Consider the following 22,556-nt stretch of genomic DNA (forward strand, 5'->3'; position numbering starts at 1 on the left):
CGATGCCCAAGGAGTTCTCATGCCCACGACCGCCCGCCACCAGCACAACCACCATGACGCCCCCGACACCACGGCGGCTTTCGCCCGCCTCGAGACCCTGGAGCCCGGGCCCGAGCACGACGCTCTGCGGGACGAACTCGTGGTCCAGTGGATGCCGATGGCCCAGCGGCTCGCGGGCAAGTACCGCAATCGTGGCGCGGAGATCGAGGATCTGCGCCAGGTGGCCGCGATGGGCCTGGTCAAGGCGGTGGACCGGTACGAGGCCGCGCGGGGCGCGTTCGAGGCGTACGCGATACCGACCATCAACGGTGAACTCAAACGGCACTTCCGCGACTCCTTGTGGGCGGTGCACGTTCCCCGCCGGGTGCAGGAGCTCCGCAACAAGGTGCGCACCGCCCGCCGCGACCTCACGACCGCACGGCCCGGCGAGCCCAGCATCGCCGAACTCGCCGCCCACTGCGGTCTCGAGGAGGCCGAAGTCCGCGACGGCCTGGAGGCCCTTGACTCCTTCAGAACGCTCTCGCTCGACGCGGAGTCCCGCGGCGACGGCGGTGAAGGGGACGGGCCGGCCCTCGCCGACACCCTCGGCGCGGCCGAGCCCGGTTTCGAGACCGTCCTCGACCGTGAGGCGGTCAAGCCCGCGCTGCGGGCGCTGCCCGAGCGCGAGTCGCGGATCTTGTACATGCGGTTCTTCGCCGACATGACACAGCATCAGATAGCCACCGAACTCGGCATCTCCCAGATGCATGTGTCCCGCCTCCTCAGCCGCACCTGCTCGCGCGTCCGCAGCCAGGCCCTGGCCGGACACCGGGACGCCGCCTGAGCGCGTGCCGCGCGGGCCGCGTGCGGCTGAGGAGCGCCGCGTCGAAAAGAGGTGGTGGGGCGCGCCGCCCGTCGAGGAGGATCGCGCCATGACCGTCTTCCTTCGGACCGAACGGCTCGCACTGCGCCCGTTCACCGCCGCCGACGCCGACCACCTCTTCGCCCTGGACAACGATCCCGAGGTGATGCGGTTCATCAACGGGGGCCGGCCCACCACCCTGGAAGCGATCCGGACGCGGACGCTGCCCCGGCTGCTGCACGACCACCCCTGCTGGGAGAACCGGGGCTTCTGGGCTGCCGAGGAGCGGGCCACCGGGGCTTTCCTCGGCTGGTTCGAGTTCCGCCCTCTCGACGACGACGACCCGGCCACCGTCGAGCTGGGCTACCGGCTCAACAGGGCTTCCTGGGGCAGGGGTTACGCCACCGAGGGCTCCCGGGCCCTGATCGACAAAGGGTTCGCCGAGCTCGGGGTGGAGTCGGTCACCGCGAACACCATGTCGGTGAACGCCGGGTCCCGGCGCGTGATGGAGAAGTCGGGTCTGCTGTTCCTGCGGAGTTTCACGGGCGACTGGCCCGAGGCGATCCCGGGGTCTGAGCACGGTGAAGTCGAGTACCGGCTCACCAGGGCCGATTGGCAGCGGCGGCGCCCGGGTGACGTCGAGTGGGCATCCGAATAGGGTTGCCGCAGGCGGGAGTTGCGGCGCCCTGCGCCGCTCTTCAGGCGGTCGGATTCCGGCCCGGGACTGGAAGTTAAACCGGGCGGTATGTACCTTCGAGACTGCTGGAGGCGCAGGGCGCACATCCGTCGCGCCTCGCCGAAAGCGGACTCTGGGGGGCGTCATGTCAACAAGTGCGTTCCGGCCGCAGGCGCCGGTGGGCCCCACGTCGAGAACCGACGACGCGGGCCCGCCCGGCCACTCCCTGTCCCGTCGCCCACCGCTCACCGCGACGGTCCCCAAGGAATTCGTGCACCGCGCCCAGATGGCCGACGTCCTGCTCACCGGCTGGCGGCGCCTCGACGACACCCGAATCGCCGTCAGCGCCCAACTCCCGCGAGAACACCGCTTCTACGCGCCCGTCGACGGAACCCACTACGACCCCTTACTGCTCGCCGAGGCCGTCCGTCAGGTCGGCGCCCTCGTGGCCCACGCGGGATTCGAGGTGCCGCTGGGCCAGCAGTTCGTGATGAACGACCTGACGGTGTCCGTGCTGCCCGGGCACCTGCGGCTCGGTGACACTCCGGCGCGGCTCGACATCGACGTGACCTGCCGCGAAGTGCAGTGGCGCGGGGGCGTGTTCACCGGGACGCGCTACGACGTCGAGATCCGCGACGGCGCGGGGCCCGTCGCCGCCGGGGGTGCCCAGTACACGTGCGTGGCCCCGAAGGTGTACCGGCGGCTGCGGGGCGAGCGACTGCTGGCCGGCGCGGGGACCGCGCTCCACCTGACCGCCCCCGTCTCGCCGCAGAGTGTGGGCCGCATGTCACCCGTCGACGTGGTCCTCTCCCCCACCGCGCGGGCCGGACAGTGGCTGTTGCGCGTGGACACCCGCCATCCGGCCCTCTTCGACCACCCGGTCGACCATGTGCCGGGCATGGTCCTGCTCGAGGCCGCCCGCCAGGCCGCGACCACACTGCTGCACGCCGCGGAGCCGCAGCGCACGGCCCTGCTGCCGTCGCGTATCGCGAGTGAGTTCCTGCGCTACACCGAACTGGACAGCCCCTGCCTCATCGAGGCCTGCCCGGTCTCCGGCGGCCCGGGCGAGGACGTGGTGGTGGTGACGGGCTCGCAGGACGGCGCGCAGGTCTTCCGCTGCGTGATCACGGTGCCGGCCATCCGTCCGTGACGTGGTCAGGCCAAGGGGCGGGCCCGCAAGTTCGCCGTCGTCTCCCCCCGCATCGTCTCCGTAGCGCGTCGGCACCTCGGTGCAGACCCCGGCGCGAACAGCGTACGCAAACGGGATACAGTGTGCGCCAAGGGGGCTCCCCCAAGGGAAGTTCTCTTCCGAGGAGACGAGGAGTGGGCCGGATGCCCAGCGATGAGCAGCAGGTGATTCCGTCGGTGTGGACCCGTCCGCGCGGGCGGCGCGAGCAGCCGGCGCTGAGTCGGAAGCACATCGTCGCGGAGGCCGTGCGCCTGCTGGACGCCGAGGGGATCGAGGCGCTGAGCATGCGCAAGCTCGGCACCCGGCTCGACGCGGGAGCCACCTCGCTCTACCGGCACGTGGCCAGCAAGGACGAGCTCATCGAGCTGGTCGTGGACGAGGTGTACGGCGAACTCGACGAGCCGGACGGCGAGTTCGGCCCGCACTGGCGGGACGCCACCACACGGCGCGCCCACGGCGTGCGGGCGATGATCCTCCAGCATCCCTGGATCGCCTCGGTGCTGGGCGAGGTCGGAGTCGCCTACCTCGGGCCCAACTTGATGCGCCTGACGGACCGCATGATCGCGACCTTCCAGACCGCCGGGTTCCCGCTGGCCGAGTCCGACCACGCGGTGCGCGCGCTCTTCGCTTACGTCACGGGGACGGCGATCAGCGAGGCGGCCTGGCTGACCATGCTCGCGCGCAGCGGGCAGACCGAGCAGGAGTGGACGGAGCGGCTGTGGCCGGCGGCCGAAGAGGCCGCACAGGCATATCCCCGGCTGCGGGAAGGCTATGCCGAGCAGCGGGGCAAGGATCCGAAGGCCATCCGGGACCAGAACTTCGCGTACGGACTCGACCGCTTTCTGGATGGCCTCGAAGTCAGGCTCGGCCGCGTGGGCCCGGACTCCGTGTGACCGGCGTACACCGCGCGTCGCACGCGGGAGCGCGCTGCCGCTGTCCTGAACCGATCGCCGCAGCCCCATAGAAAACCGCACGATCGGTTTGGTAGTGTCCTGGTGCCGTCGGGGAGCGGAGCCCAGCTCGCGTCCACGGCCTCGGCACCGGGGCGCGGAGCGCGCCCGGACGGAAGCGGCGACGGCCCACCTTTCAGTGGAGAGGTCCGTCCCGCCCAGCGAGAGAGCGTCTTGATGGCCATGCAGCAACGGGCGGTGCGCACGCGCGAGGCGCTGATAGAGGCAGCCGCCGAGCAGTTCGACCGGGACGGGTTCGAGACGACGTCGCTGGCCACGGTCAGCGCCCGCGCGGGGGTGAGCAACGGGGCCCTGCACTTCCACTTCGCGAGCAAGGCGGCCCTGGCCGGCGCGGTCCGCGAGACGGCCGCCGGGCGGCTGCGGACGATCACCGAAGGCGCCCCCGCGCGCGACGGGGCGCTCCAGCTCCTGATAGACGCCAGCCACGCGCTGGTTGGAGGGCTGCACCAGGACGTCGTGCTGCGGGCCGGCTTCGACCTCGACGACGGCCCGGAACTCCCGGGCCGGGAGCAGAACTTGCACCGCACCTGGCAGGACTGGGTGGAGGAGGCGTTCACGCTCGCGCGCGGCGAAGGGGCGCTGGCCCCGGATGTCTCCCCGCAGGACGCGGCGCTCACGGTGATGGCGGCGGTCACCGGGTTCGAGGCGCTGGGCGGCCAGGACACGCAGTGGCTTGCGCGAGCCAAGGTGACCGGCTTCTGGGCGCTGCTGCTGCCCCGGCTCGCGCGGGAGCCCGCGCTCAGCCGACTGGTGGCGTCGGGCACCGCGTCCGAGGCGCGCTGACCGACGCCGTAGCCGTCCACCCCTCAACCCCCGCCCCATTGGGGCGGGTTCGGGGCTCTCGGCTCAGCCCGCGATCGCGAAGAGGCCCGGCTCGAAGGCGGGCGCGGCCAGACTGGGCATGACCAGACGCCAGAATCTGGCAAGCGAGTCCGGGGACGCGGACCACGCGTCCTTGCGGGCGAGCAGGCCCAGACCGGTCGTGGTCGCCGCGATGGTGGAGACCGCGGCCGCCAGATCCACCTCGTCGGCGAGCAGGCCCTCCGCACGCGCCTCGGTGAGCAACTGCCGTACGCATTCCTGCCACTCCTGCCGCAGATCCCGGTGCCGGGGGCGCCCCGGCTCACCGCCCAGCCGGAGCCCGGCCCGCGCGACGACATCGCGGTGCAGCTGGCCGGCCAGGGCGTACGAGATGCCGGTGAGCCTTTGGAGAGCGTTCATTGCCGGGCGCTGGGCGACCCGGGCTGCGCGGTGCAGGCTCGTGGCGGCCGCTCGTTCCACGGCGTCGGCCAGCGCCGCCTTGTTCTCGAAGTGGAAATGGAGCGCCCCAAGGCTTGCTCCCGCGTCCTTGCTGATGGTGGCGAGCCTGGCGCGTACGTATCCGTGCCGTTCGAAGGACTCGGCGGCGGAGCACATCAGCGCCTGGCGGGTGCGCACGGCACGTTCCTGTCTCATACCGGGGCTCCTCGGGGCTGGACTGCGATGAAATTATCAAACCAGCTTCGCGGTTTTTCAACCAGGAGTCTCGCGGGGCTTCTCGCGCCACCTCGGCCGGATCTTGACGGTGATGGCCGGATTTACGCGGACCGGTGTCACAGACTGGTGAGTACCTGCGGGGAGAGGACCTTGATCATGGTGTTGGTCCAGCGCATCTGACGCAGGGTCTCGGGATGGCACGACGAGACGAGATCGAGGAGAGCGGCGTCCCTTGTGGCCTGGGCCGCCTGGCCGAGCATCTCCCAGTGCAGCGAGTTCTCGGAGGCGGCCAGATGCAGTTCGCGCAGGTCCCGCAGGAGGAGCAGCCCCGGCTCCGGGCGGCGGCCCAGGGCGTCCGCCGCCTTCTTCCTGAGCGTCGCGAGGACGCCGGAGGTGCCGGCGTCGTGCGGCTCGTCCAGGTCGAGGTCGTGGTCGCGGGCCACGTCCGCGAGCCGGGCGACGTGTTCGCGGGACCAGGCGGCGAGGTCGAGGGCGACATGGTGGACCTCGTGCTCGGTGCGATGGCGTTCGGCCACCGTCACCAGCTCGTCGGCCAGGTCGCTTTCCCCGTGGTGTGTGCTGCGCAGAACCAGCTGGACGCCCTTCACGCGCCGCTCCCTTCACGCTTGTCGCCGTACGCCTGGGAGGCGTACGCGGTCGGCCCGCCCACGGTGGCGGTGCCGCTCCCGGCCCGCGCGGGCGCGGACGCGGCCGTCGTGGGCGCGGAGTTGTCCGCCTCCTCCCCGCGCGCCACGAGCCGCAGCGCGGCCGCCGCGGTCTTGAACAGGGGCTGCTTGGAGACCGGGTCCCAGTCGGTGACCGTCGTCTCGTTGGCGGCGCGCCCCGGCGTTCCCTCCCGTGGGCCGTGACCCGCCGGGGTGTCCCAGTAGCCGTAGTGGAAGGGCACGAACAGCAGGCCGGGCCGGATGTCGGTGACCCTCAGGCGGGCCCGCAGCGAGCCGCGCGGGGTGACCACCTCCATCAAGTCTCCCTCGCGCCAGCCGAGTTTGTCCGTGTCCTCGGCCGATGCCTCCACCCAGACGTCCGGAGCGGCGGCGTTGAGCTGGGGGGCGCGGCCGGTCTTCGTACGGGTGTGGAAGTGGTAGATGGTCCGCCCGGTGGTGAGCTGGAAGGGGTAGGCCTCGCTCGGTTCCTCGTGCGGTGGCAGATAGCCGGCCGCCTTCAACAGGGCCTTGCCGTCCGGGTTGAGCGAGCGGTATTCGACGACGGTGGTGGACGCGCCGGTCACCAGGTCCTTGCCGTAGGACTCGCACGTGTCGGGGTGGGCCCAGCTGATCCCGTCGGTGTACAGCCGGCCGGTGCCCTCGGGGAACTCCTCGTTGCAGGGCCACTGGATGCCGCTGCCGCGGCGCAGCCCCGCATAGGTGATACCGGTGTAGTCGCACGGCCGGCCCGCGCTGCACCGCTTCCACGCCTCGAAGGCGGACTCGGGGTCGTGCCAGGTGACGAGGGGGGCGCCGTCCTTGTCCTTGAAACCCATGCGGGAGGCGTAGTCGAGGAAGATGTCCAGGTCGGGCCTCGCCTCGCCGGGTGGTTCGACGGCCTTGTCGCAGATGTGGACGGTCCGGTCGGCGTTGGTGAACGTGCCGGTCTTCTCGCCCCAGGTGGCGGCGGGCAGCACCACGTCGGCGAGCTGGGCGGTCTCGGTCAGGAAGAGGTCCTGGACCACCACGAACAGGCGGTCCTGGGCCAGGATCGAGCGGATGCGGGCGAGTTCGGGCAGGGAGACGGCGGGGTTGGTGCCGCTGATCCACAGCATGCGGATCGAGCCCTGCTCGGCGTAGCGGAACATCTGCATGGCGTGGGTCGGCGGGCCGTAGTGCGGGATCGTTTCCGGCGTCACGTTCCAGACCTTCGCCAGGTCGGCGACATGCTGGTCGTTCTCCCAGTTGCGAAAGCCGGGCAGGTCTCCGTTGGCGCCGCATTCGCGGGTGTTCTGGGCGGTGGGCTGCCCGTTCATCTGGAGCACTCCGGCGCCCGGGCGGCCGAGCATCCCCCGGATCAGATGCAGGTTGTTGATCTGTACGGCGGCGGCCGTGGCCTGGTGGGACTGGTAGACGCCCTGGAGCACCGTGGACAGCAGCCGCTCGGCGGAGCCGAGGATGTCCGCGGCCTCCCGGATGGCGCCGGCCGGCACGTCACAGATCCCGGCCGCCCACTCCGGCGTGCAGTCCGCCACACGCTTCTTGAGCTCGTCGAAGCCCACGGTGTGGGCGGCGATGTACTCCTGGTCGATGCGGCCGGTCCGGATGATCTCGTGCAGCAGGGCGTTGAGCAGCGCCACATTGGTCCCGCCGCGCGGCGCGAGGTGCACGGTGGCAAGGCGGGCCGCCGGGGTGGGCCTCGGGTCCACACACACCAGCCTGGGCGGATCGTCGCCGCTCAGCCGGTCCAGGACCCGCATCCACTGCACGGGCTGGGTCTCGGGGAGATTGTGCCCGAACAGGGCGATGACGTCCGCGTGGTCGATGTCGTCGAAACTGCCCGGCTGCCCGTCGCAGCCGAAGGACTCCTTCAGCGCTTCGGCCGCGGTCGAGGTGCACATACGGGTGTTGCCGTCGAGGTGGTTGGTGCCGATGCCGCCACGGGCGAGCACGGCGAGTGTGTAGTACTCCTCGAGGAAGAGCTGACCGCTGGTGTAGAAGCCGATCGAGCCCGGCCCGCGCTCGTCCAGCAGGTCCTGGGACCGCGCGGCCACCCTGCTCATCGCGGTCTCCCAGTCACAGGGGACCAGGCGGCCGCCTTCGCGGATCAAGGGGCGGGTGAGCCGGTCCTCTGAGCTGTTGGCCTGCCATCCGAACAGGTCCTTGGGTCCGAGGCGGCCGTGGTTGACCCGGTCCGACGCGAGGCCGCGTACGCCGACCATGCGGTCGTCCTTGACCGCGATGTCCATGGCGTCGCCGTCGGAGTGCAGGATCGACGCGGCCCGTACCCACCGCTGCACCTCGTCCGGTGCGATCCCGTCGGCCAGATAGGTGTCGACACGCTCCGGCCACTTTCCGTGCCGTCCATAGGGCGTGCGGCTGCCCCAGGGCTCCGCGATCCGGTCCACCGATGTATCCACGACATGCCTCCAGGTCACCTGGCCGGCACCGGTGCGGCGGCACCCGGTGCGGCGATCGTCCATGGGTACCCGGCCGCGCCGGGCGGTAACGCCGGCACCCGTGGCATCACCCGCCGGTGTGCGGGCCCGGGCGCCGGGGTCAGGCCGAGGGGCCGCCGCTGCCGAACGCTCCGCTCTGCCCCTCGTTGGCCGGCGGCGACTGATCCTTCGCCGTGCGGGTGCCCTGGTTGCCGAACCCGGGCATGTCGTGCGGGGTGAGGCGGTCGCCGTCACGCGGGACCTCGGCGGGTTCACGGCGTTCGCTCACCTCACCCACCGGGCCGGAGGCCGGCAGCCGTGGCTGCTCCTCGGGGCGCGGAGGAGTGGTCCGGCGGGCCTGGCGCCGCCGTCCCCACCACACGGCGCCGATCAACGCGGCCACCAGCACCACACCGACAGCGAGCGGGACCGCGCCGATCACCAGTCCGTGATTGAGGGCCAGTTGCATGCTGAGACACATCATGTGCTGCGGGTACCCCGGGAGTCCCCGCGAAACAGCCGGACACGGGCCGTGGCGGCCGACCCTTCGGCGTCGTGCGGCGTCGTGCGGCGTCGTGCGGCGTCGTGCGGCGCCATGGAACCTGGGACCCCGGGCCCACACGCCCGTGCCGTCACAGGGCTCACAGAGTTTCCCCCGCCCGGTCCCACTAGAGCGGCGACTACGGGGCACATTCCCTATAGGCCTCCCCTCCCCACCCGGCGCGGACCTCCGTCCGCGCCCACCGCAGGCATACATCATGTGTTCCGTATCCGAGCCGAAGCCCTGAGGAGGCCGGCGGCGCGGGATGCGGAAGGAGAAGCAACGGAGAGCGCGATGAACGGCACAGGACTCGCCAGGCGGACCCAGATCCGCCGTCTGACCTTGTTCAACGTGACGGGCGTCGTCTCCCGCTGCCGCGACTTCACGGCCGCGGCCCTCGACGACTGGGGATGGAGTCCGACGGCCGACGCGGCGGAGGCCGCGCTGGTGGACGACGTACTGCTCCTCGTGTCCGAGGTCGTCACCAACGCCTGTCTGCACGCGGGCGGCCCGCGCGAACTGGTGGTGCGGCACATGGACGACCGTGTCCGGGTCGAGGTCACCGACGCAAGCCCCGTCCCGCCCCGGCGCCGCCCCCGGGCGCCCGCGCTGCCCGGCGGCCACGGCCTGATGCTGCTCGACCGGCTCGCGGCACGCTGGGGTTCGGCGCCGGTGGGCGCGGGCAAGGCGGTGTGGTTCGAGGTCGCGCTGGCTGGTCGCGGCCGCTCCTAAGGTGTGTTCTTGAGGGCCACGGCCACCCCTGGTCATCCCTGGCCTGGGCTACTCCTGCCCCGGACCACTCCTCAGGGCGTAGCCCGCTCAGGCAGTCGGCCCGTCGTCCAGGAGCCCGGCGCGCAACCGCTCCATGATCTGGGCCAGGACGCGCGAGACATGCATCTGGGAGAGCCCGACCCGGGCGCCGATCTCCGCCTGGGTGAGTTCCTGGCCGAACCGCAGCGACAGGATGACGCGCTCGCGGTCCGTCAGGGCCGCGATGAGGGGTTTGAGCGCGTCAAGGGATTCGATCACGTCGAACGACGGACCTCCGCGCCCAGGGTGCGCGCGACGCCGGTGGCACCGCTGTCCTCCTCGCCGAGGTCCAGCGAGCGGGCCGAGTAGGCGTTGGCGGCCCGCTCCCCCTCGGCCACCTCGGCCTCGGTCATGCGCAGACACCTGGCCAGTTCCGCCGTCGTGAGCGCCCTGCCCAACTCCTGGCCGAGCCGGTCCCGCGTCCCGGCGAGGCGCAGCCGCAGCTCCTGGAGACGGCGGGGCACCTGAACCGCCCAGGTGGTGTCACGGAAGAAGCGCTTCATCTCTCCGGTGATCGTCGGCAGCGCGAAGGAGGAGAAGTCCACCCCGCGTGCCGGGTCGAACCGGTTGATCGCCTTGATGAGGCCGATGGTGCCCACCTGGAGGATGTCCTCGGCGGGCTCGCTGCGATGGCGGAACCGGCGCGCGGCGAATTTCACCAGGCTGAGGTTGAGCTCGACCAGGGTGTTGCGCACATACGCGTACTCCGGTGTGCCTTCATCGAGCTCGACGAGCCGCCCGAACAAGGCCTCGGAGAGGAAGCGGGCGGCCTCGATGCTGAGGTCCTGGGGGCACGCCACCTCGGGTATGCCGTGCAGCGCCCTGCGCCGTACGGCCGGCGAGGGCGTCCGGGGCGGATGCGCCGGGGGGACCTGGCTCACTGGGGGCATGGGCGGGGCTCCTTCGACGGGGCGGGTCCGCTTTGCCGGGGCGGCAGGGGCCCGTCGTCCGAGCACTCTGCCCACTTTTATGCCCTGATTAGTGGTGATTCATGCGCGTGGGGGACGCTTACGACGCGTCCGGCCGGGCAAGCCACCGGTGTGAAAGCACGGCACCCCGTAAGCCTCGTGGGCGGCGGCGCGGCCGCCCCCTGGCGACACGGCTCCCGTCCCCCTCGTTCCACCGATTCGTATCCCACCCGCCACCCCCGTTGCACCCGGCGGGCGGCCGGGTACGCGTAGACCATGACCATCAGCAAGCAGCGAAGCCCCGGCCTGCCGCAAGCCCGCGGGGAGCTGTCCGCCGCCCTCATCGGCCACCTGCGCGGCGACGCAGGCCCGCTCCCCGACGAGAGCGCCGTCGCCCGCGCGACACCCTATGGCGACGATCTCCAGCTCGCCCTGTACCTCGGATACGAGCTGCACTACCGGGGCTTCGAGGGAGTCGACGACGCCCGGGAGTGGGACCCCGCGCTCATCGCGGTACGCGGCCTGCTCGAGGACCGCTTCCTGACCGCGCTGCGCGAGGACGCCAAGCGCGACCACGACGTGGACGACGCCTTCGACGAACTCCTAGTCGAGCCGGTCCATGGCACGGGCGTCTCCTACTTCCTCCAGGACGAGGGCGCGCTCTGGCAGCTGCGCGAGTACGCCGTTCAGCGCTCGCTCTACCACCTCAAGGAAGCCGACCCGCACGCGTGGGTGCTGCCACGGCTGTGGGGCCGGGCGAAGGCCGGGATGGCGGCGGTGGAGTTCGACGAGTACGGCGGCGGCCGGGCCGAGCGGGTGCACGCCAAACTCTTCGCCGACCTGATGGAAGACCTCGGGCTCGACACGGCGTACGGCCGCTACGTGGACGCCGCCTCCGCCCAGATGCTCGCGACGGTGAACCTCATGTCGCTCCTCGGGCTGCGCCGCTCACTGCGCGGGGCGCTGCTCGGCCACTTCGCCACCCTTGAGGTCACCTCGTCGCCCTCCTCGCGGCGCATGGCCCTCGCGATGAAGCGGGCAGGCGCCGGCGCGGCGGCGGAGTTCTTCTACACCGAACACGTCGAGGCGGACGCGGTGCACGAGCAGGTCGTTCGGCACGAGGTCATCGGCGGCCTCCTGGAGCAGGAGCCTGAGCTGGCACCCGACGTCGTCTTCGGCGTCGATGCCACCGTGTTCCTCGAAGACCGGTTCGGCGACCATCTCCTTGGGCACTGGCAGGCACGGAAGTCATCCTTGCGGACCCCTCTTCCCCAGTAGCCGCAAGGATTTCCGCCGCTAAACACGAATTCGCACGGATCTATTACGGATTGTCGGGTACGCGGGGGGCGTGAATCTCATCGCTCTCCCCGGCGTCTACGCCCCCCAGGACGACACCGACCTGCTGGCGGACGCGTTGCATGACGAAGCGGTGCCCCCGGGCGCCGAGGTTCTCGACATCTGCACCGGAACCGGCGCGCTCGCCCTCGCGGCGGCCCGCCTCGGCGCCCGGGTCACGGCCGTGGACATCTCCTGGCGTGCCGTGATCAGCACGCGCCTCAACGCGCGCCTCGCGGGTCTGCCGGTCCGGGTCGTGCGGGGGAACCTCCTCGCGCCGCTCGCGGGGCGGTCCTTCGATCTCATCCTGAGCAACCCGCCCTACGTACCGGCGCTCTCCCCCACCGTTCCCGAGCGCGGCGCCGCCCGCGCCTGGGACGCCGGGCACGACGGGCGGCTCCTGCTGAGCCGCATCTGCCGCGAGGCGCCCCCACTGCTGCGGCCGGGAGGCGTACTCCTGATCGTCCACTCGGCGCTCAGCGATGCCCAGGCGACCGTGGTCGAGCTACGCGCGCAGGGTCTGAAGGCCGCGGTGGCCGACCGCCGGTTCATTCCGTTCGGTCCTGTCCTGCACTCGCGGCGCGCCTGGCTCGCCGAGCAGGGACTGATCGACGACGACGAGACGATGGAGGAGCTGGTGGTCATCCGTGCCGAACGACCCGTCTGACAACGCCCGACGCATCCAGATGCGGCGCGAGGGGCCTCTGCTCGTCGAGGGCCCCGTCGAGGTCGTCCTCGACGACGGCACCACCGCCGTGTCGGACCGCTGCCTGGTCGCCCTGTGCATGTGCCGGCGCAGTCGGCGCTACCCCTGGTGCGACACCAGCCACCGCCGGCGCAGCCGCGACTGACGCGCGGAGCGCCCCGGAGGCGGAGTGCCCGGCCGGTGGCGCAATGACCCGGACGGCGCATGACACAACCGTACAGAAGGCGGACCCGCGACTCCGGGGCGAGGCTTGGCCGCACCAGTCGCACCAGCCGCATCCGATGTTTCAACAGCACCAACAGCACCGCAGCGAAGCACGTGACGAGAAGGGTTGCCATGCCGACGTCCGCGATATCCGTACCCCTGGCCCTGCCCGCCCGCGCCTGGGCCCGCTGGCGACGTGGGCGCGATCTCCCGATCTCCGCGCCCGTCGAGGGGGTCGAGGCCGCCAACCGCCGTTTCCTGCTGTACGGCGTGCTGCCGTTGTGGGTGGTGCCGGGCGTCGCGGACTGGTGGATGCACCGGCGTACGAAGATCGAGGAAACCTCCGGGGCGCGGGAGTCGGCGGTGCACGCCTTGATGATGACCGAAGCGGGCATCCCGGTCGCCGTGGGGCTGCTCGCCAAGGTCAACCCGCTGGTCCTCTCCCTCATGGGTGGCGCCGCGCTCGCCCACGGCGCCACCGCCCTGTACGACGTCAGCTTCGCCACCGGGCGCCGTGAGGTGCGACCGGTGGAGCAGCACATCCACAGCTTCCTGGAGGTGCTGCCCCTGACCGCGATGGCCTTCGTCGCGTGTCTGCACCCCGAGGCCGTCCGCGCGGCGGTGAAGGGCGGCCCCGGCCCCGACGACTGGAAGCTGCTGCCCAAGGACCGGCCGCTGCCCGCGCGGTATCTCGCGGCGCTCGGCGTGACCATCGCCCTCGGCGTGGGCCTTCCCTACGCCGAGGAGATGAAGCGCTGCCTGCGGGCCCGCCGCGTCCGGCGCGCCGCGTGAGGCGCGGTGGGACGGCGACGCGTCCCGACCCGGCGCCGTTACCTGCGCCGCGCCGCGTCGCGCTGGGCGCCACCGGTCCTGAGGACGTCGTCTTCGACCGCGAGGGGCGCGTCCTGACCGGCGTCGACGACGGGCGGGTGCTGCGGATCGTCCTTCCCGGCGCCCGCCGCCCCGCCACGATCGAACAGGTCGGCCACACCCATGGACGCCCCCTCGGGCTCGAACTCCTCCCGGACGGACGCCTGTTGGTGTGTGACGCCCACAGGGGACTGCTCCGACTCGACCCGCAAGGGAACCGGAGCGCCGAGGTGCTGGCGGATTCCGTCGCCGGATCGCCATTGCGCTTTTGCAGCAACGCGGCGGCCGCCGCCGACGGCACGATCTACTTCACCGTCTCCAGCCGCCGTCACGGCCTCGACGACTGGCTGTCCGACATCCTGGAGCACGAGCCGACGGGCCTGCTGGTGCGGCTGTCGCCGGGCGGCGAGCCCCAAGTAGTCCTGGACGGGCTCCAGTTCGCGAACGGGGTCGCGCTCGCCCCCGACGAGTCGTACGTGATGGTGGCCGAGACCGGGGCGTGCCGGCTGACCAGGCTGTGGCTGAGCGGACCCGGCGCGGGCCTGAAGGACACGCTGGCCGACGCGCTTCCCGGCTTCCCCGACAACGTGTCCAGCAGCCCCGGCGGTGGCTTCTGGGTGGCGCTCGCCGCGCCGCGCACCCCGCCTGCGCGGTGGCTGCACCGCGCGCCGGCCCGCGCACGCCGCGCGGTGGCCGCCGCGGCCCGGCGCCTGCCGGACCCGCCCCCCTCGGGCGCCCGGGTGATCGAGGTGGACGCGGAGGGCCGGGTGCTGCGTGAACTGCGCGGCGGGAGGCGGCGATTCGGGATGACGACATCCGTCGCCGAACGCGAGGAGCGCCTGGTCATGGGGAGTCTCGTGGAGAACGCGATCGCCTGGTGCGAGCTTCCCGCCGCCCGGTGAGAGCGCCCGGTCCCCCGGCCCTTGAGGCAGGAGATTCGGCGCCCCGGGCCGGGGTAGGCGCGCAGTGCGGCCGTCTTGGACAGGGCCGGCGCTGCCAGGCCTTGCCGGTCCCCAGGGACGGCACATCCGTCGGCCCGGCTCCGATTGCGAAGTGGCCGGGGGCGGCACAGGGTGAAGGTGATCGCTCCCCGATCACCACCACAGGCAAGGAGACGACATGCCCAGCGGATCGAGCCCGAAGCGTGAACGGCAGTACGAGCACATCAAGGAGAGCGCCGAGGACCGGGGTGAGAGCACCAAGCGTGCCAAGGAGATCGCCGCGAGGACGGTCAACAAGGAGCGGGCACGGTCGGGTGAGTCCAAGACCGCGAGCAAGAGCTCCACTCAGGACATGTCCTCCTCCAAGCGGGGCGGCCAGCGTTCGCACAGTGGCTCGCAGGGACCGACGTACGACCAGCTGTACGCCGAGGCGCAGCGCCGCAATGTCCACGGCCGTTCCAGCATGGACAAGGCACAGTTGAAGCGCGCCCTCAACAAGTAGGTGACCTGGGCGTCCGGCCCCCGCGCCGGCGCCGCTCAGCATCACACGCCGCCGCGCTCCGCCCGCCCCTCACATGCGAACCGCACGCGCCGCGTCATACGGGGCCCATCGCCGGAGACGGCCGATGGGCCCCGCGGCCGCGTGAGGCGTCGGCACCGAAGTCCCGTTCGCCGTCACCCGTTTGAGTTAAAGAAGCCTTGGCCAGGAGCGCGCCCGGTCCGGCGAGGGGTGCACGGGGCGGCATGGTGTGGCCATGCGATCGCCTCACACCTCCACGTCCATCTCGCGGCCCAATTCGCTGTCCCGGCGCGGGTTCACGCTCGGAACCGCTGTCGCGGCCGGTGCGCTCACCACGACGTCGGCCGCGTCCCCGGCCGCCGCGGCGACCGTCGCCCCCGCCCTGGCCCCCGCCTCCCCCGCGTCACTTGAGCAGCGCTGCCTGACCGTCGCGCGGGCACTTTTGATGCGCGGGCCCGACGGCCGTGACCTCGTCCCGTCCTACCGCCAGGCCCTGGTGGGCAGTGGTCTGCCCCGGTCGGCGGGCCGGGCCAAGAAGGTTCTGGTGATCGGGGCGGGACCGGCGGGGCTCGTGGCCACGCTGCTCCTGCGGCGGGCCGGCCACACCGTCACGCTCATCGAGGCCAACGGCAACCGTGCGGGCGGGCGGATCAAGACCTTCAGGACCGGCGGCCACGAGCACGCCGAGCAGCCGTTCGCCGATCCCCGGCAGTACGCGGAGGCCGGCGCGATGCGCATCCCGGGGAGCCACCCGCTGGTCATGGCCCTCGTCGACCATCTCGGCGTGGCGCGGCAGAAGTTCCGTCTGGTCGACGAGAACGCCGACGGCAGCCGGGCGATGCGGACGTGGATCCACGTCAACGGCCTCCGGGTCCGCCGGGCGGACTACGCGCGTGCGCCTCGGCGCGTCAACCGTTCCTTCGGGGTTCCCCGCGCGCTGTGGGACGTTCCCTCCAGCACCATCCTCGGCAACGCCCTGGCACCGGTCCGCGACGAGTTCAGCACGGTCGGCGGCGACGGGCGCCGGGTGGACAAGCCGGCCGAGGAGATGGTGGCCGGGTGGGCCCGGGTCATCGAGCGCTTCGGTGACTGGTCCATGCGCCGCTTCCTCTCCGAGTACGCCAAGCTCGACGACGCCACCATCAATTTGATCGGCTGCCTTGAGGACCTGACCTCACGCCTGCCCCTGTCGTTCATCCACAGCTTCCTCGACGCCGCCCTGATCAGCCCCGACACGACGTTCTGGGAGCTGCGGGGCGGCACCGCCGCGCTGCCCGACGCCCTGCTCAAGGAAGTGCGCGACTGCGTACGCTTCGACCGGCGCGTCACCCGGATCGAGTACTGGGATCCGTCCCGCCCCCACACCGACACCCCGCATGTGAGCGCCGAGGGACCCCATGTGTGGGTCGACACCGTCTCGGAGGGGCAACAAGAGGCGCCGGTACGCGAGCAGTTCGCCGCCGACCTCGCCGTCGTCACCGTGCCGTTCTCGGGACTGCGCCACATCCAGGTCGCCCCCTTGATGTCGTACGCCAAGCGCAGGGCGGTCACCGAGCTCCACTACGACAGCGCCACCAAGGTCCTGCTCGAATTCAGCCGCCGCTGGTGGGAGTTCACCGAGGAGGACTGGAAGCGCGAGCTCGCCACCATCGCGCCCAACCTGTACGACTCCTACCGCCGGGGACTCGCTCCCGACGACGGCAGTCTGCTCGGCCGCCACGAGTCCGTCACCGGCGAGCGCCTGTCCGCCGCCCAGCGCGCCTATTACGCGGCCTACCGTTGCGTCACCCGTGACCAGCCGGGCGCCGTGGGCAGCTTCGGCGGCGGTTCGGTCAGCGACAACCCGAACCGGTTCACCTTCAACCCCTCCCACTCGGTGCCGGGCAGCAAGGGCGGCGTGGTTCTGGCCTCCTACACCTGGGCGGACGACGCGATGCGCTGGGACGCCTTCGACGACGACGCGCGCTACCCCCATGCCCTGTCCGGGTTGCAGGAGATCTACGGGCAGCGCATCGAGATCTTCTACACCGGCGCCGGGCGCACCCAGAGCTGGGCCCGCGACCCCTACGCCTACGGCGAGGCCTCGGTCCTCCTGCCGGGCCAGCACACCGAGCTGTTCCCCGACATCCCCGCCCCCGAGGGCCCGTTGCACTTCGCCGGTGACCACACCTCGCTCAAGCCGGCCTGGATCGAGGGGGCCGTGGAGTCGGCGGTCCGGGTGGCCCTGGAGGTCCACGCGGCGCGCTGACCCGTGCGAATGAGGGGCCGTCAGCGTGCCGCGCGGAGCTGGAGAACGTACGTGGCGGTCAGCGCGACGGCCCTGTCCTCGTCGTGCGACAGCTCCGCGAGGGCGCGTGCCGCCGTCGCCCCCGCGATGCCCGCCAGCGCCTGGGTCAGCCGTCCGCGCGCGGGGGCCCGGGTGGCGGCGCCGGCGAGGCGGTCGACCAGCCCGGTCGCGATCCGCTCGGCCGACGCGGTGTCACCCGCCAGTTCACTCAACGCGTCGGCGGCGTCGGTGTCGTTCCTCCCGGCCACGATCATGTCGATGAGCGTCGGAACCGCTTCGGTCACCGCACGTGTCCCGAGCGCGAGAGCCGCATATCCGCGGACGTTGAGGTCGGGGTCCGCGAGGGCGGTCCGCAGGTGCGCGGTCGCCCTCTCACCGGGCAGTTCGGCCAGGGACCGGACGGCACGCCCGCGCACCTCGGCCACTGGCGAGCCGAGCCCCTTGGCCAGCGGTGCCACCCCGTCCTCGCCCGACTGCGCCAGGGCCCAGCGCAGGGCGCCGGCGACGTTCGGGTCCGTCTCGCGCAGTGCCGCCTCGGCCAGGGCCGCCACCGGCGCCGGCACCACGTCGGCCGAGGCGAGGGCCGCGCGCTGGCGGGCGTCGGCGCTGGAGGACCCCAGCGCCCGCAGGAGCGAGACGACATGGAGGACGTCCTCCCAGTCGCTCGGGTCCGCCTCCTCGATCCTGCGCAGCCGCGTCAGGAGCCGCGTCTCGGCCGCGATGCGCTCGTGTGCCTGACGGATAAGGTCGCCAACGAGGGCCGAAGGAGCGAAGGCGGGATCGTCGAGCGCGCGCCCGATCTCACGCAGCGACAGACCCAGCGACCGCAGGCTCTCGATATGGAAGATCCGCCGGAGATCCCACGCGGAGTACTCCCGGTATCCCGAGCCCGTACGGCCCGAAGGCCGCACCAGGCCGAGCGATTCGTAGTGCCGCAGCATGCGGGCACTGACCCCGGACCGTCTCGCCACCTCACCGATCAGCACAGTGTGATCATCCCACCTGAGGGGCGCCGGCCATGGCCACGATGCGTTTGGCCTCCTCGATCGCCTGCGCGAAGCCGGCATCCGGGTCGCGCAGCAGCTGTTGGGTGGCGAGCGCGTGCGCGCGCGTCCCCGGCTCGCCGGCCTCTGCCGCCGCCCCCAGAGCCGGCGCGATCACCTCGCCGAGCGCTACCAGCGCCTGACTCAGGCTCAGCTGTGTCTCCCGCTCACCGCGCCCCAGCTGCGTCGCCAAAGCCGTGGCCAGGAAGGTCTCCTCACCCTCCGGCACGAGAATGACCGCTGCCCGCCAGGCGCTGCGCGCCACCTCGTCGTCGGGGTCGGCCAGCACCGCCCGTGTGATCGCCTGCCACGCCCGCCGGTCACCGATCTTGGACAGCGTGTGCAACGCCTGGGCCCGTGCCTGCGCCCGCTCCGAGCGGACTTCCCGCAGCAGCTCGGGGAGCGTCAGGGACACCGGGTGGCGGGTGAGCGCCCAGGTCAGCATGTCGCGTACGAAGAACTCGGGCTCGACAGCGCACCGCTCGACGAGCTGGACGACGAAGCGCGGGTCGGGCGCCGTGCCGGTGGCCATCGCGGCACGCAGCCGCACGGAAGAACGGCTGTCCCGCAGTCCCTCGATCATGTGTGGCACGTCCGTGTCCTGTCTCGTCGTGGTCATGGGACCACCTCCTCGGGGAGCAGTGAAGACCTTGCCACCGTGTGAAGGTCAAACGGCGTCGGGCGCGAGCCGGGCGGTGCCGCGCGGCGCGATCGTAGGGTGGGGGCCATGCCGGACGTTCAGCCCTCCCCCGAGCCGTTCCGCGCGCAGACCGCCCCCGGCGCGCTCGACGACCTGCGCGCGCGGCTGCGCGCGACCCGCTGGCCCGATGTTCCCGAGGACGCCGACTGGTCGCTCGGTACCGATGTCGGCTACCTGCGCGAGCTAGTCGCGTACTGGGCCGACGAGTTCGACTGGCCCGCCCAGGAGGCGGCGCTGGCCGCGCTCCCCCGCTTCCGGGTCCCGGTGGGCGGCCTCGGGATCCACTTCGTGCACGCACGGGCCGTGGCGCCCGCAGGGCCCGTGCTGCCGCTCGTCCTCAGCCACGGCTGGCCGGATTCGTTCTGGCGCTACTCCAAGGTCGTCCCGCTCCTGACGGATCCCGGTGCCCACGGCGCCGACCCGGCCGACGCGTTCGACGTCGTCGTGCCCGACATCCCTGGCTTCGGCCACTCCGACCGCCCGGCCGGGCCGCCCCTGAACTCCATCGACGTCGCCGCGCTGTGGGCCGAGCTCATGGGCGTCCTCGGGTACGAGCGCTTCGGCGCGGCGGGCGGTGACCTGGGCAGCCACATCAGCCGCTATCTCGCGCTCGACCATCCCGAGCGGGTCGTCGCCGTGCACCGCACCGACGCCGGCCTGCCCGTCTTCTCCGGCGAGCGGTCGACGCTGTCCGCCGAGGAACGCGACTGGTTCGATGCCGTGGCCGCCTGGGGCGCGAGCGAAGGAGCCTACGCGGCCATGCAGCGGACGAAGCCGGGGACCGCCGCCTTCGGTCTCACCGACTCGCCCGTGGGGCTCGCCGCGTGGATCGTCGAGAAGCTGCGCGGCTGGAGCGACTGCGGCGGGGATGTGAGACGGAGCTTCACCAAGGACGAGATCCTTACGAACGTCACGCTGTACTGGCTCACCGGGACCATCGGGTCGTCGATGCGCATGTATCACGCGAACGCCGCGATCCCGCCCGCGCAGCTCGCCCGCCGGGTCGAGGTGCCGTCCGGGTTCTCGCTCTTTCGCGGGGACGTCGTGCGGCCGCCGCGTGCGTGGCTGGAGCGCACCACGAACGCGGTGCGGGTCACCCAGCCCGCCCGGGGCGGCCACTTCGCGCCGTTCGAGGAGCCCGAGCTGTATGCCGAGGAACTGCGCGCGTTCTTCCGGCCCTACCGGACGGCCACGGCTCGCTGAACCGTGCGGGGGCCCGACCAACACGGCGGCCCCGCACGGTTGTTGACGGCCTCTCAGTTCGCCTGCGCCGGCGCCGGGACGAAGGCGAGCGGGTGGCGGACCGTTTCCGGCCCTCGGACCCGGGTGCCGAAGACCACCAGCTCGCAGGCGCCTACGGCACGGCAGTCGATGGTGCGGTTGTCGATGGCGGTGAACGTCGCCGACAGGGTGACCGTCTGGTCGAGGCGGCCGGTGTCGCTGGTGGCCGGCGGCCTTGAGCGCGGGCGGCAGCCGAGCGTGTCGGTGGAGCCGGTGGCGCACTCCATGACCGCCGGGTGGTACTGCACCTCGTAGCCGTGGCCCGTCACACGCACCGTCTGGCCGTCCACCAGACCCGTGTCGGGCGTCACGCCCAGCGTGGGCGGCGCCTCCAGCGGGGCGCCCGGGGCGAACCGCAGCGGGACGGTGGTGAGCAGCGCCCCGTTGTTGTCGGTGAGCGCCAGCGAGCACGGGTTGGCGGCCGATGCCGTGCGGCAGTCGAACGGCCCTGCCGCAGTGGTCAGTTGGGCGTACAGCTTCTTCGGTGACAGCTGGTAGGTGCCGTCGGGGTAGACCCGGAACTGGCGCCCGGTGTCGTCGTCACAGGTGGTCTCGGACGCCGAGGGGCCGCACTCCTTTACCCACACATAGGCCTTGGGCGGGCCGCCCGCGATGGTGAACGTGGAGATGTCGCCGTCACGCAGGCCCGTGGTCCGGTCCACGGTCAGCCGCGGCCCCGTGGAAGAGCCCGCGAGCGCCCGGGTGGCCGGCGCGGGCCCCGGGGTCATCAGCGTCCAGGGGCCCCAGCCACCGCCGGGACGCGTCTGGTAGATCTCCCACATGCGGTCCCGGTTCCACTCCCGGGCCGTCAAGTGCAGCCTGCCGTCCGGGAGTTGTTCGACCGTACTGGGCTGACTGAGGCCGACGTCCTGGCCGGGCACGGGCCCCAGGGTCAGGACCGGGCCCCAGCCGGACGGGGCGTCCTGCTGGTGGCGCACTTCCATCGTGTTGCCGTTGGCGGCGCCGGAGGCGAAGGCGTCGATGCTGCCGTCGCGCTCCTTGAAGAGCACCACACCGCCGTGGTACGGCGTCGGGGCGAGCCCGAACGTCTCGGGGACGCTCCAGGAGGTGGCGCCGGCCTTCTCGACCGAGTGGCAGAACGTGCCGTAGGTGGAGAACAGCAACTCAAGGCCGCCGGCCGAATTCTCCATCGCGGTGACGTAGTAGCTCTTGGGGCCCACGGTCGCCGGACTCACCCGCTGCCATGCCCCGTAGGCACCACCGGGCCGCTCCTGCTCGCGGTGCCAGACGAAGGGCAGGCCCCCCGTCGCCGTGGCGTCGTAGAAGAGCTGGAACTGCGCGATCCGCCCGTCGGCGCGGTCCACGGACACCAGGCTGTCCGAGACCGGCGAGCTGGCCAGGCCCCGGGCGCCGGAGTCCGTGGAGCACCCCGTGGATACCGGTGCGGCGGGTGCGGCGGGCGCCGCTGTCGGCAGGGCTGCCGCCTGTGCGGTGGCGGACACTCCGGTCATCGCGCCCGCTCCGGCACACGCCATGGCCACCGCGATCGCGCCACGTATCAGCGCCCCGACGCGCCGCTCCCGGGACCCTCTTCGTCGTAACCGCATCCGCTCCACCCTCTCGGTAGCCCCACCCGGCAGGGGAGCATCCTCCCGGCGCGGGCGGGCCACGGCCAGTTCGCAACCGGCCAGCGTCACCCGCGAGAACAAGCCGTCGCCGAGGGCGCCGGGCGCACGAGAAGGGCGTACGGACGGATCAGCGGCAGCCGCCCTTGCCCCGATACGCGTCGTCGCGGGGCGGATCGGCGCGGTGCGCCTCGTCCTGGGCGAGGAGGCCGAGCAGGGAGGCCACGGTGAGCCCGGCTTCCGCTTCGGCGGGGTGGCGCAGGACCTTGCCGGGCTCGATCCGGTAGGTGTTGCCCCGGCCTTCTCGCGCATGGGACAAGAAGCCGCTCTGCTCCAGATCGACGATGATCTTCTGCACCGCGCGCTCGGTGAGTCTGCAATGAGCGGCGATGGCCCGGATCCGTACGTTCTGGTCGTCCGCGATCGTCGCCAGCACGCGCGCGTGATTGGTGATGAATGTCCATCCGCTATGCGCTTTTGGCACTTCTCCCATGGGCGCATCGTAGGGCCGCCCGCTCACGCTGCGGAATACCTGAATTTGGCTTCATGTATCCCTTGACGTGTATCG

Annotated in this window: 22 protein-coding genes and 1 pseudogene; 14 read left to right on the forward strand and 9 right to left on the reverse strand. The window is 72.0% G+C overall.

Translation table 11 applies throughout. From position 1 onward, the window contains the following. Positions 1–19: 19 nt before the first annotated feature. The 5 genes from ABR738_RS04305 (at position 20) to ABR738_RS04325 (ending at position 4,460) form a co-directional block, all read left to right on the forward strand. Positions 20–823, forward strand: coding sequence for a SigB/SigF/SigG family RNA polymerase sigma factor (locus tag ABR738_RS04305; protein WP_350228622.1), 804 nt, complete (start codon positions 20–22; stop codon positions 821–823). Positions 824–911: 88 nt separating this feature from the next. Beyond that, positions 912–1,499: a GNAT family N-acetyltransferase gene (locus ABR738_RS04310; RefSeq protein WP_350228623.1), complete on the forward strand. Its 588-nt coding sequence runs from the start codon at positions 912–914 to the stop codon at positions 1,497–1,499. A gap of 163 nt (positions 1,500–1,662) precedes the next feature. Next, positions 1,663–2,667, forward strand: coding sequence for a ScbA/BarX family gamma-butyrolactone biosynthesis protein (locus ABR738_RS04315; protein WP_350228624.1), 1,005 nt, complete (start codon positions 1,663–1,665; stop codon positions 2,665–2,667). A 182-nt stretch (positions 2,668–2,849) separates the two neighbouring features. After that, positions 2,850–3,599, forward strand: a complete 750-nt coding sequence (locus tag ABR738_RS04320) for a TetR/AcrR family transcriptional regulator (protein WP_350228625.1) — start codon at positions 2,850–2,852, stop codon at positions 3,597–3,599. 234 nt (positions 3,600–3,833) lie between these two features. Next, positions 3,834–4,460: a ScbR family autoregulator-binding transcription factor gene (locus tag ABR738_RS04325; RefSeq protein WP_350228626.1), complete on the forward strand. Its 627-nt coding sequence runs from the start codon at positions 3,834–3,836 to the stop codon at positions 4,458–4,460. 63 nt (positions 4,461–4,523) lie between these two features. Here ABR738_RS04325 and ABR738_RS04330 read toward each other — a convergent pair whose 3' ends face one another. The 4 genes from ABR738_RS04330 to ABR738_RS04345 form a co-directional block, all read right to left on the reverse strand. After that, complete coding sequence (locus tag ABR738_RS04330; RefSeq protein WP_350228627.1) at positions 4,524–5,132, reverse strand: ScbR family autoregulator-binding transcription factor; 609 nt, start codon at positions 5,130–5,132, stop codon at positions 4,524–4,526. A 137-nt stretch (positions 5,133–5,269) separates the two neighbouring features. Continuing rightward, the gene (locus tag ABR738_RS04335; protein WP_350228628.1) at positions 5,270–5,761 is read right to left on the reverse strand and encodes a hypothetical protein; all 492 of its coding nucleotides are present in this window, start codon (positions 5,759–5,761) and stop codon (positions 5,270–5,272) included. Next, positions 5,758–8,238, reverse strand: a complete 2,481-nt coding sequence (locus ABR738_RS04340; RefSeq protein WP_350228629.1) for a molybdopterin oxidoreductase family protein — start codon at positions 8,236–8,238, stop codon at positions 5,758–5,760. The genes ABR738_RS04335 and ABR738_RS04340 overlap by 4 nt, the downstream gene beginning before the upstream one ends. A 139-nt stretch (positions 8,239–8,377) precedes the next feature. After that, positions 8,378–8,725 carry a DUF6479 family protein gene (locus ABR738_RS04345; protein WP_350228630.1) on the reverse strand — a complete coding sequence of 116 codons (348 nt, stop codon included), beginning with the start codon at positions 8,723–8,725 and terminating at the stop codon, positions 8,378–8,380. Between the two features lie 366 nt (positions 8,726–9,091). Here ABR738_RS04345 and ABR738_RS04350 point away from each other — a divergent pair, with 366 nt between their 5' ends. Continuing rightward, the gene (locus ABR738_RS04350) at positions 9,092–9,529 is read left to right on the forward strand and encodes an ATP-binding protein (protein ID WP_350228631.1); all 438 of its coding nucleotides are present in this window, start codon (positions 9,092–9,094) and stop codon (positions 9,527–9,529) included. Between the two features lie 87 nt (positions 9,530–9,616). On the opposite strand, the pseudogene ABR738_RS04355 reads toward ABR738_RS04350, so the two are convergent. Then, positions 9,617–10,497, reverse strand: a pseudogene (locus ABR738_RS04355) (SigB/SigF/SigG family RNA polymerase sigma factor). A gap of 294 nt (positions 10,498–10,791) precedes the next feature. On the opposite strand from ABR738_RS04355, the gene ABR738_RS04360 reads away from it, so the two are divergent. The 7 genes from ABR738_RS04360 to lgoX all read left to right on the forward strand — a co-directional run bounded on the left by ABR738_RS04360 (position 10,792) and on the right by lgoX (position 17,339). Then, positions 10,792–11,793, forward strand: coding sequence for an iron-containing redox enzyme family protein (locus ABR738_RS04360; protein WP_350228632.1), 1,002 nt, complete (start codon positions 10,792–10,794; stop codon positions 11,791–11,793). 70 nt (positions 11,794–11,863) lie between these two features. Beyond that, positions 11,864–12,517 (forward strand): HemK2/MTQ2 family protein methyltransferase, encoded by a 654-nt coding sequence (locus ABR738_RS04365; RefSeq protein ID WP_350228633.1) that lies wholly within the window; start codon positions 11,864–11,866, stop codon positions 12,515–12,517. Continuing rightward, on the forward strand, positions 12,498–12,701 hold the full coding sequence (locus ABR738_RS04370) for a CDGSH iron-sulfur domain-containing protein (protein WP_350228634.1): 204 nt from the start codon (positions 12,498–12,500) through the stop codon (positions 12,699–12,701). Before ABR738_RS04365 ends, ABR738_RS04370 begins: the two co-directional genes overlap by 20 nt. A 191-nt stretch (positions 12,702–12,892) precedes the next feature. Continuing rightward, entirely contained in the window at positions 12,893–13,552 is a 660-nt protein-coding gene (locus ABR738_RS04375) for a diguanylate cyclase (RefSeq protein ID WP_350228635.1), read from the forward strand. Continuing rightward, complete coding sequence (locus tag ABR738_RS04380) at positions 13,549–14,532, forward strand: SMP-30/gluconolactonase/LRE family protein (protein ID WP_350228636.1); 984 nt, start codon at positions 13,549–13,551, stop codon at positions 14,530–14,532. The genes ABR738_RS04375 and ABR738_RS04380 overlap by 4 nt, the downstream gene beginning before the upstream one ends. 217 nt (positions 14,533–14,749) lie before the next feature. Further along, complete coding sequence (locus tag ABR738_RS04385; protein WP_350228637.1) at positions 14,750–15,073, forward strand: plasmid stabilization protein; 324 nt, start codon at positions 14,750–14,752, stop codon at positions 15,071–15,073. A gap of 253 nt (positions 15,074–15,326) precedes the next feature. Beyond that, entirely contained in the window at positions 15,327–17,339 is a 2,013-nt protein-coding gene (gene lgoX / locus ABR738_RS04390; RefSeq protein ID WP_350228638.1) for an L-glutamate oxidase LgoX, read from the forward strand. A gap of 20 nt (positions 17,340–17,359) precedes the next feature. Here lgoX and ABR738_RS04395 read toward each other — a convergent pair whose 3' ends face one another. Together ABR738_RS04395 and ABR738_RS04400 are read right to left on the reverse strand one after the other, a co-directional pair. After that, positions 17,360–18,364 carry a MerR family transcriptional regulator gene (locus tag ABR738_RS04395; protein WP_350228639.1) on the reverse strand — a complete coding sequence of 335 codons (1,005 nt, stop codon included), beginning with the start codon at positions 18,362–18,364 and terminating at the stop codon, positions 17,360–17,362. A 7-nt stretch (positions 18,365–18,371) separates the two neighbouring features. After that, entirely contained in the window at positions 18,372–19,040 is a 669-nt protein-coding gene (locus tag ABR738_RS04400; RefSeq protein WP_350228640.1) for a HEAT repeat domain-containing protein, read from the reverse strand. A gap of 108 nt (positions 19,041–19,148) precedes the next feature. On the opposite strand from ABR738_RS04400, the gene ABR738_RS04405 reads away from it, so the two are divergent. Next, complete coding sequence (locus ABR738_RS04405) at positions 19,149–20,324, forward strand: epoxide hydrolase family protein (RefSeq protein ID WP_350228641.1); 1,176 nt, start codon at positions 19,149–19,151, stop codon at positions 20,322–20,324. Between the two features lie 53 nt (positions 20,325–20,377). On the opposite strand, the gene ABR738_RS04410 is transcribed toward ABR738_RS04405, so the two are convergent. Together ABR738_RS04410 and ABR738_RS04415 are read right to left on the reverse strand one after the other, a co-directional pair. Continuing rightward, positions 20,378–21,874 (reverse strand): neocarzinostatin apoprotein domain-containing protein, encoded by a 1,497-nt coding sequence (locus ABR738_RS04410; RefSeq protein ID WP_350228642.1) that lies wholly within the window; start codon positions 21,872–21,874, stop codon positions 20,378–20,380. Between the two features lie 244 nt (positions 21,875–22,118). Continuing rightward, positions 22,119–22,481, reverse strand: a complete 363-nt coding sequence (locus tag ABR738_RS04415) for a MarR family transcriptional regulator (protein ID WP_350228643.1) — start codon at positions 22,479–22,481, stop codon at positions 22,119–22,121. Positions 22,482–22,556 lie beyond the last annotated feature (75 nt).

The organism is Streptomyces sp. Edi4, assembly GCF_040253615.1.
GTDB lineage: Bacteria > Actinomycetota > Actinomycetes > Streptomycetales > Streptomycetaceae > Streptomyces.

Excerpts from the sequence above, each read along its gene's own strand:
- ABR738_RS04305 (WP_350228622.1), top strand. The coding sequence starts at position 20 with ATGCCCACGACCGCCCGCCACCAGCACAACCACCATGACGCCCCCGAC.
- ABR738_RS04310 (WP_350228623.1), top strand. The coding sequence starts at position 912 with ATGACCGTCTTCCTTCGGACCGAACGGCTCGCACTGCGCCCGTTCACC.
- ABR738_RS04315 (WP_350228624.1), top strand. The coding sequence starts at position 1,663 with ATGTCAACAAGTGCGTTCCGGCCGCAGGCGCCGGTGGGCCCCACGTCG.
- ABR738_RS04320 (WP_350228625.1), top strand. The coding sequence starts at position 2,850 with ATGCCCAGCGATGAGCAGCAGGTGATTCCGTCGGTGTGGACCCGTCCG.
- ABR738_RS04325 (WP_350228626.1), top strand. The coding sequence starts at position 3,834 with ATGGCCATGCAGCAACGGGCGGTGCGCACGCGCGAGGCGCTGATAGAG.
- ABR738_RS04330 (WP_350228627.1), bottom strand. The coding sequence starts at position 5,132 with ATGAGACAGGAACGTGCCGTGCGCACCCGCCAGGCGCTGATGTGCTCC.
- ABR738_RS04345 (WP_350228630.1), bottom strand. The coding sequence starts at position 8,725 with ATGCAACTGGCCCTCAATCACGGACTGGTGATCGGCGCGGTCCCGCTC.
- ABR738_RS04350 (WP_350228631.1), top strand. The coding sequence starts at position 9,092 with ATGAACGGCACAGGACTCGCCAGGCGGACCCAGATCCGCCGTCTGACC.
- ABR738_RS04360 (WP_350228632.1), top strand. The coding sequence starts at position 10,792 with ATGACCATCAGCAAGCAGCGAAGCCCCGGCCTGCCGCAAGCCCGCGGG.
- ABR738_RS04375 (WP_350228635.1), top strand. The coding sequence starts at position 12,893 with ATGCCGACGTCCGCGATATCCGTACCCCTGGCCCTGCCCGCCCGCGCC.
- ABR738_RS04385 (WP_350228637.1), top strand. The coding sequence starts at position 14,750 with ATGCCCAGCGGATCGAGCCCGAAGCGTGAACGGCAGTACGAGCACATC.
- lgoX (WP_350228638.1), top strand. The coding sequence starts at position 15,327 with ATGCGATCGCCTCACACCTCCACGTCCATCTCGCGGCCCAATTCGCTG.
- ABR738_RS04400 (WP_350228640.1), bottom strand. The coding sequence starts at position 19,040 with ATGACCACGACGAGACAGGACACGGACGTGCCACACATGATCGAGGGA.
- ABR738_RS04405 (WP_350228641.1), top strand. The coding sequence starts at position 19,149 with ATGCCGGACGTTCAGCCCTCCCCCGAGCCGTTCCGCGCGCAGACCGCC.
- ABR738_RS04410 (WP_350228642.1), bottom strand. The coding sequence starts at position 21,874 with ATGACCGGAGTGTCCGCCACCGCACAGGCGGCAGCCCTGCCGACAGCG.
- ABR738_RS04415 (WP_350228643.1), bottom strand. The coding sequence starts at position 22,481 with ATGGGAGAAGTGCCAAAAGCGCATAGCGGATGGACATTCATCACCAAT.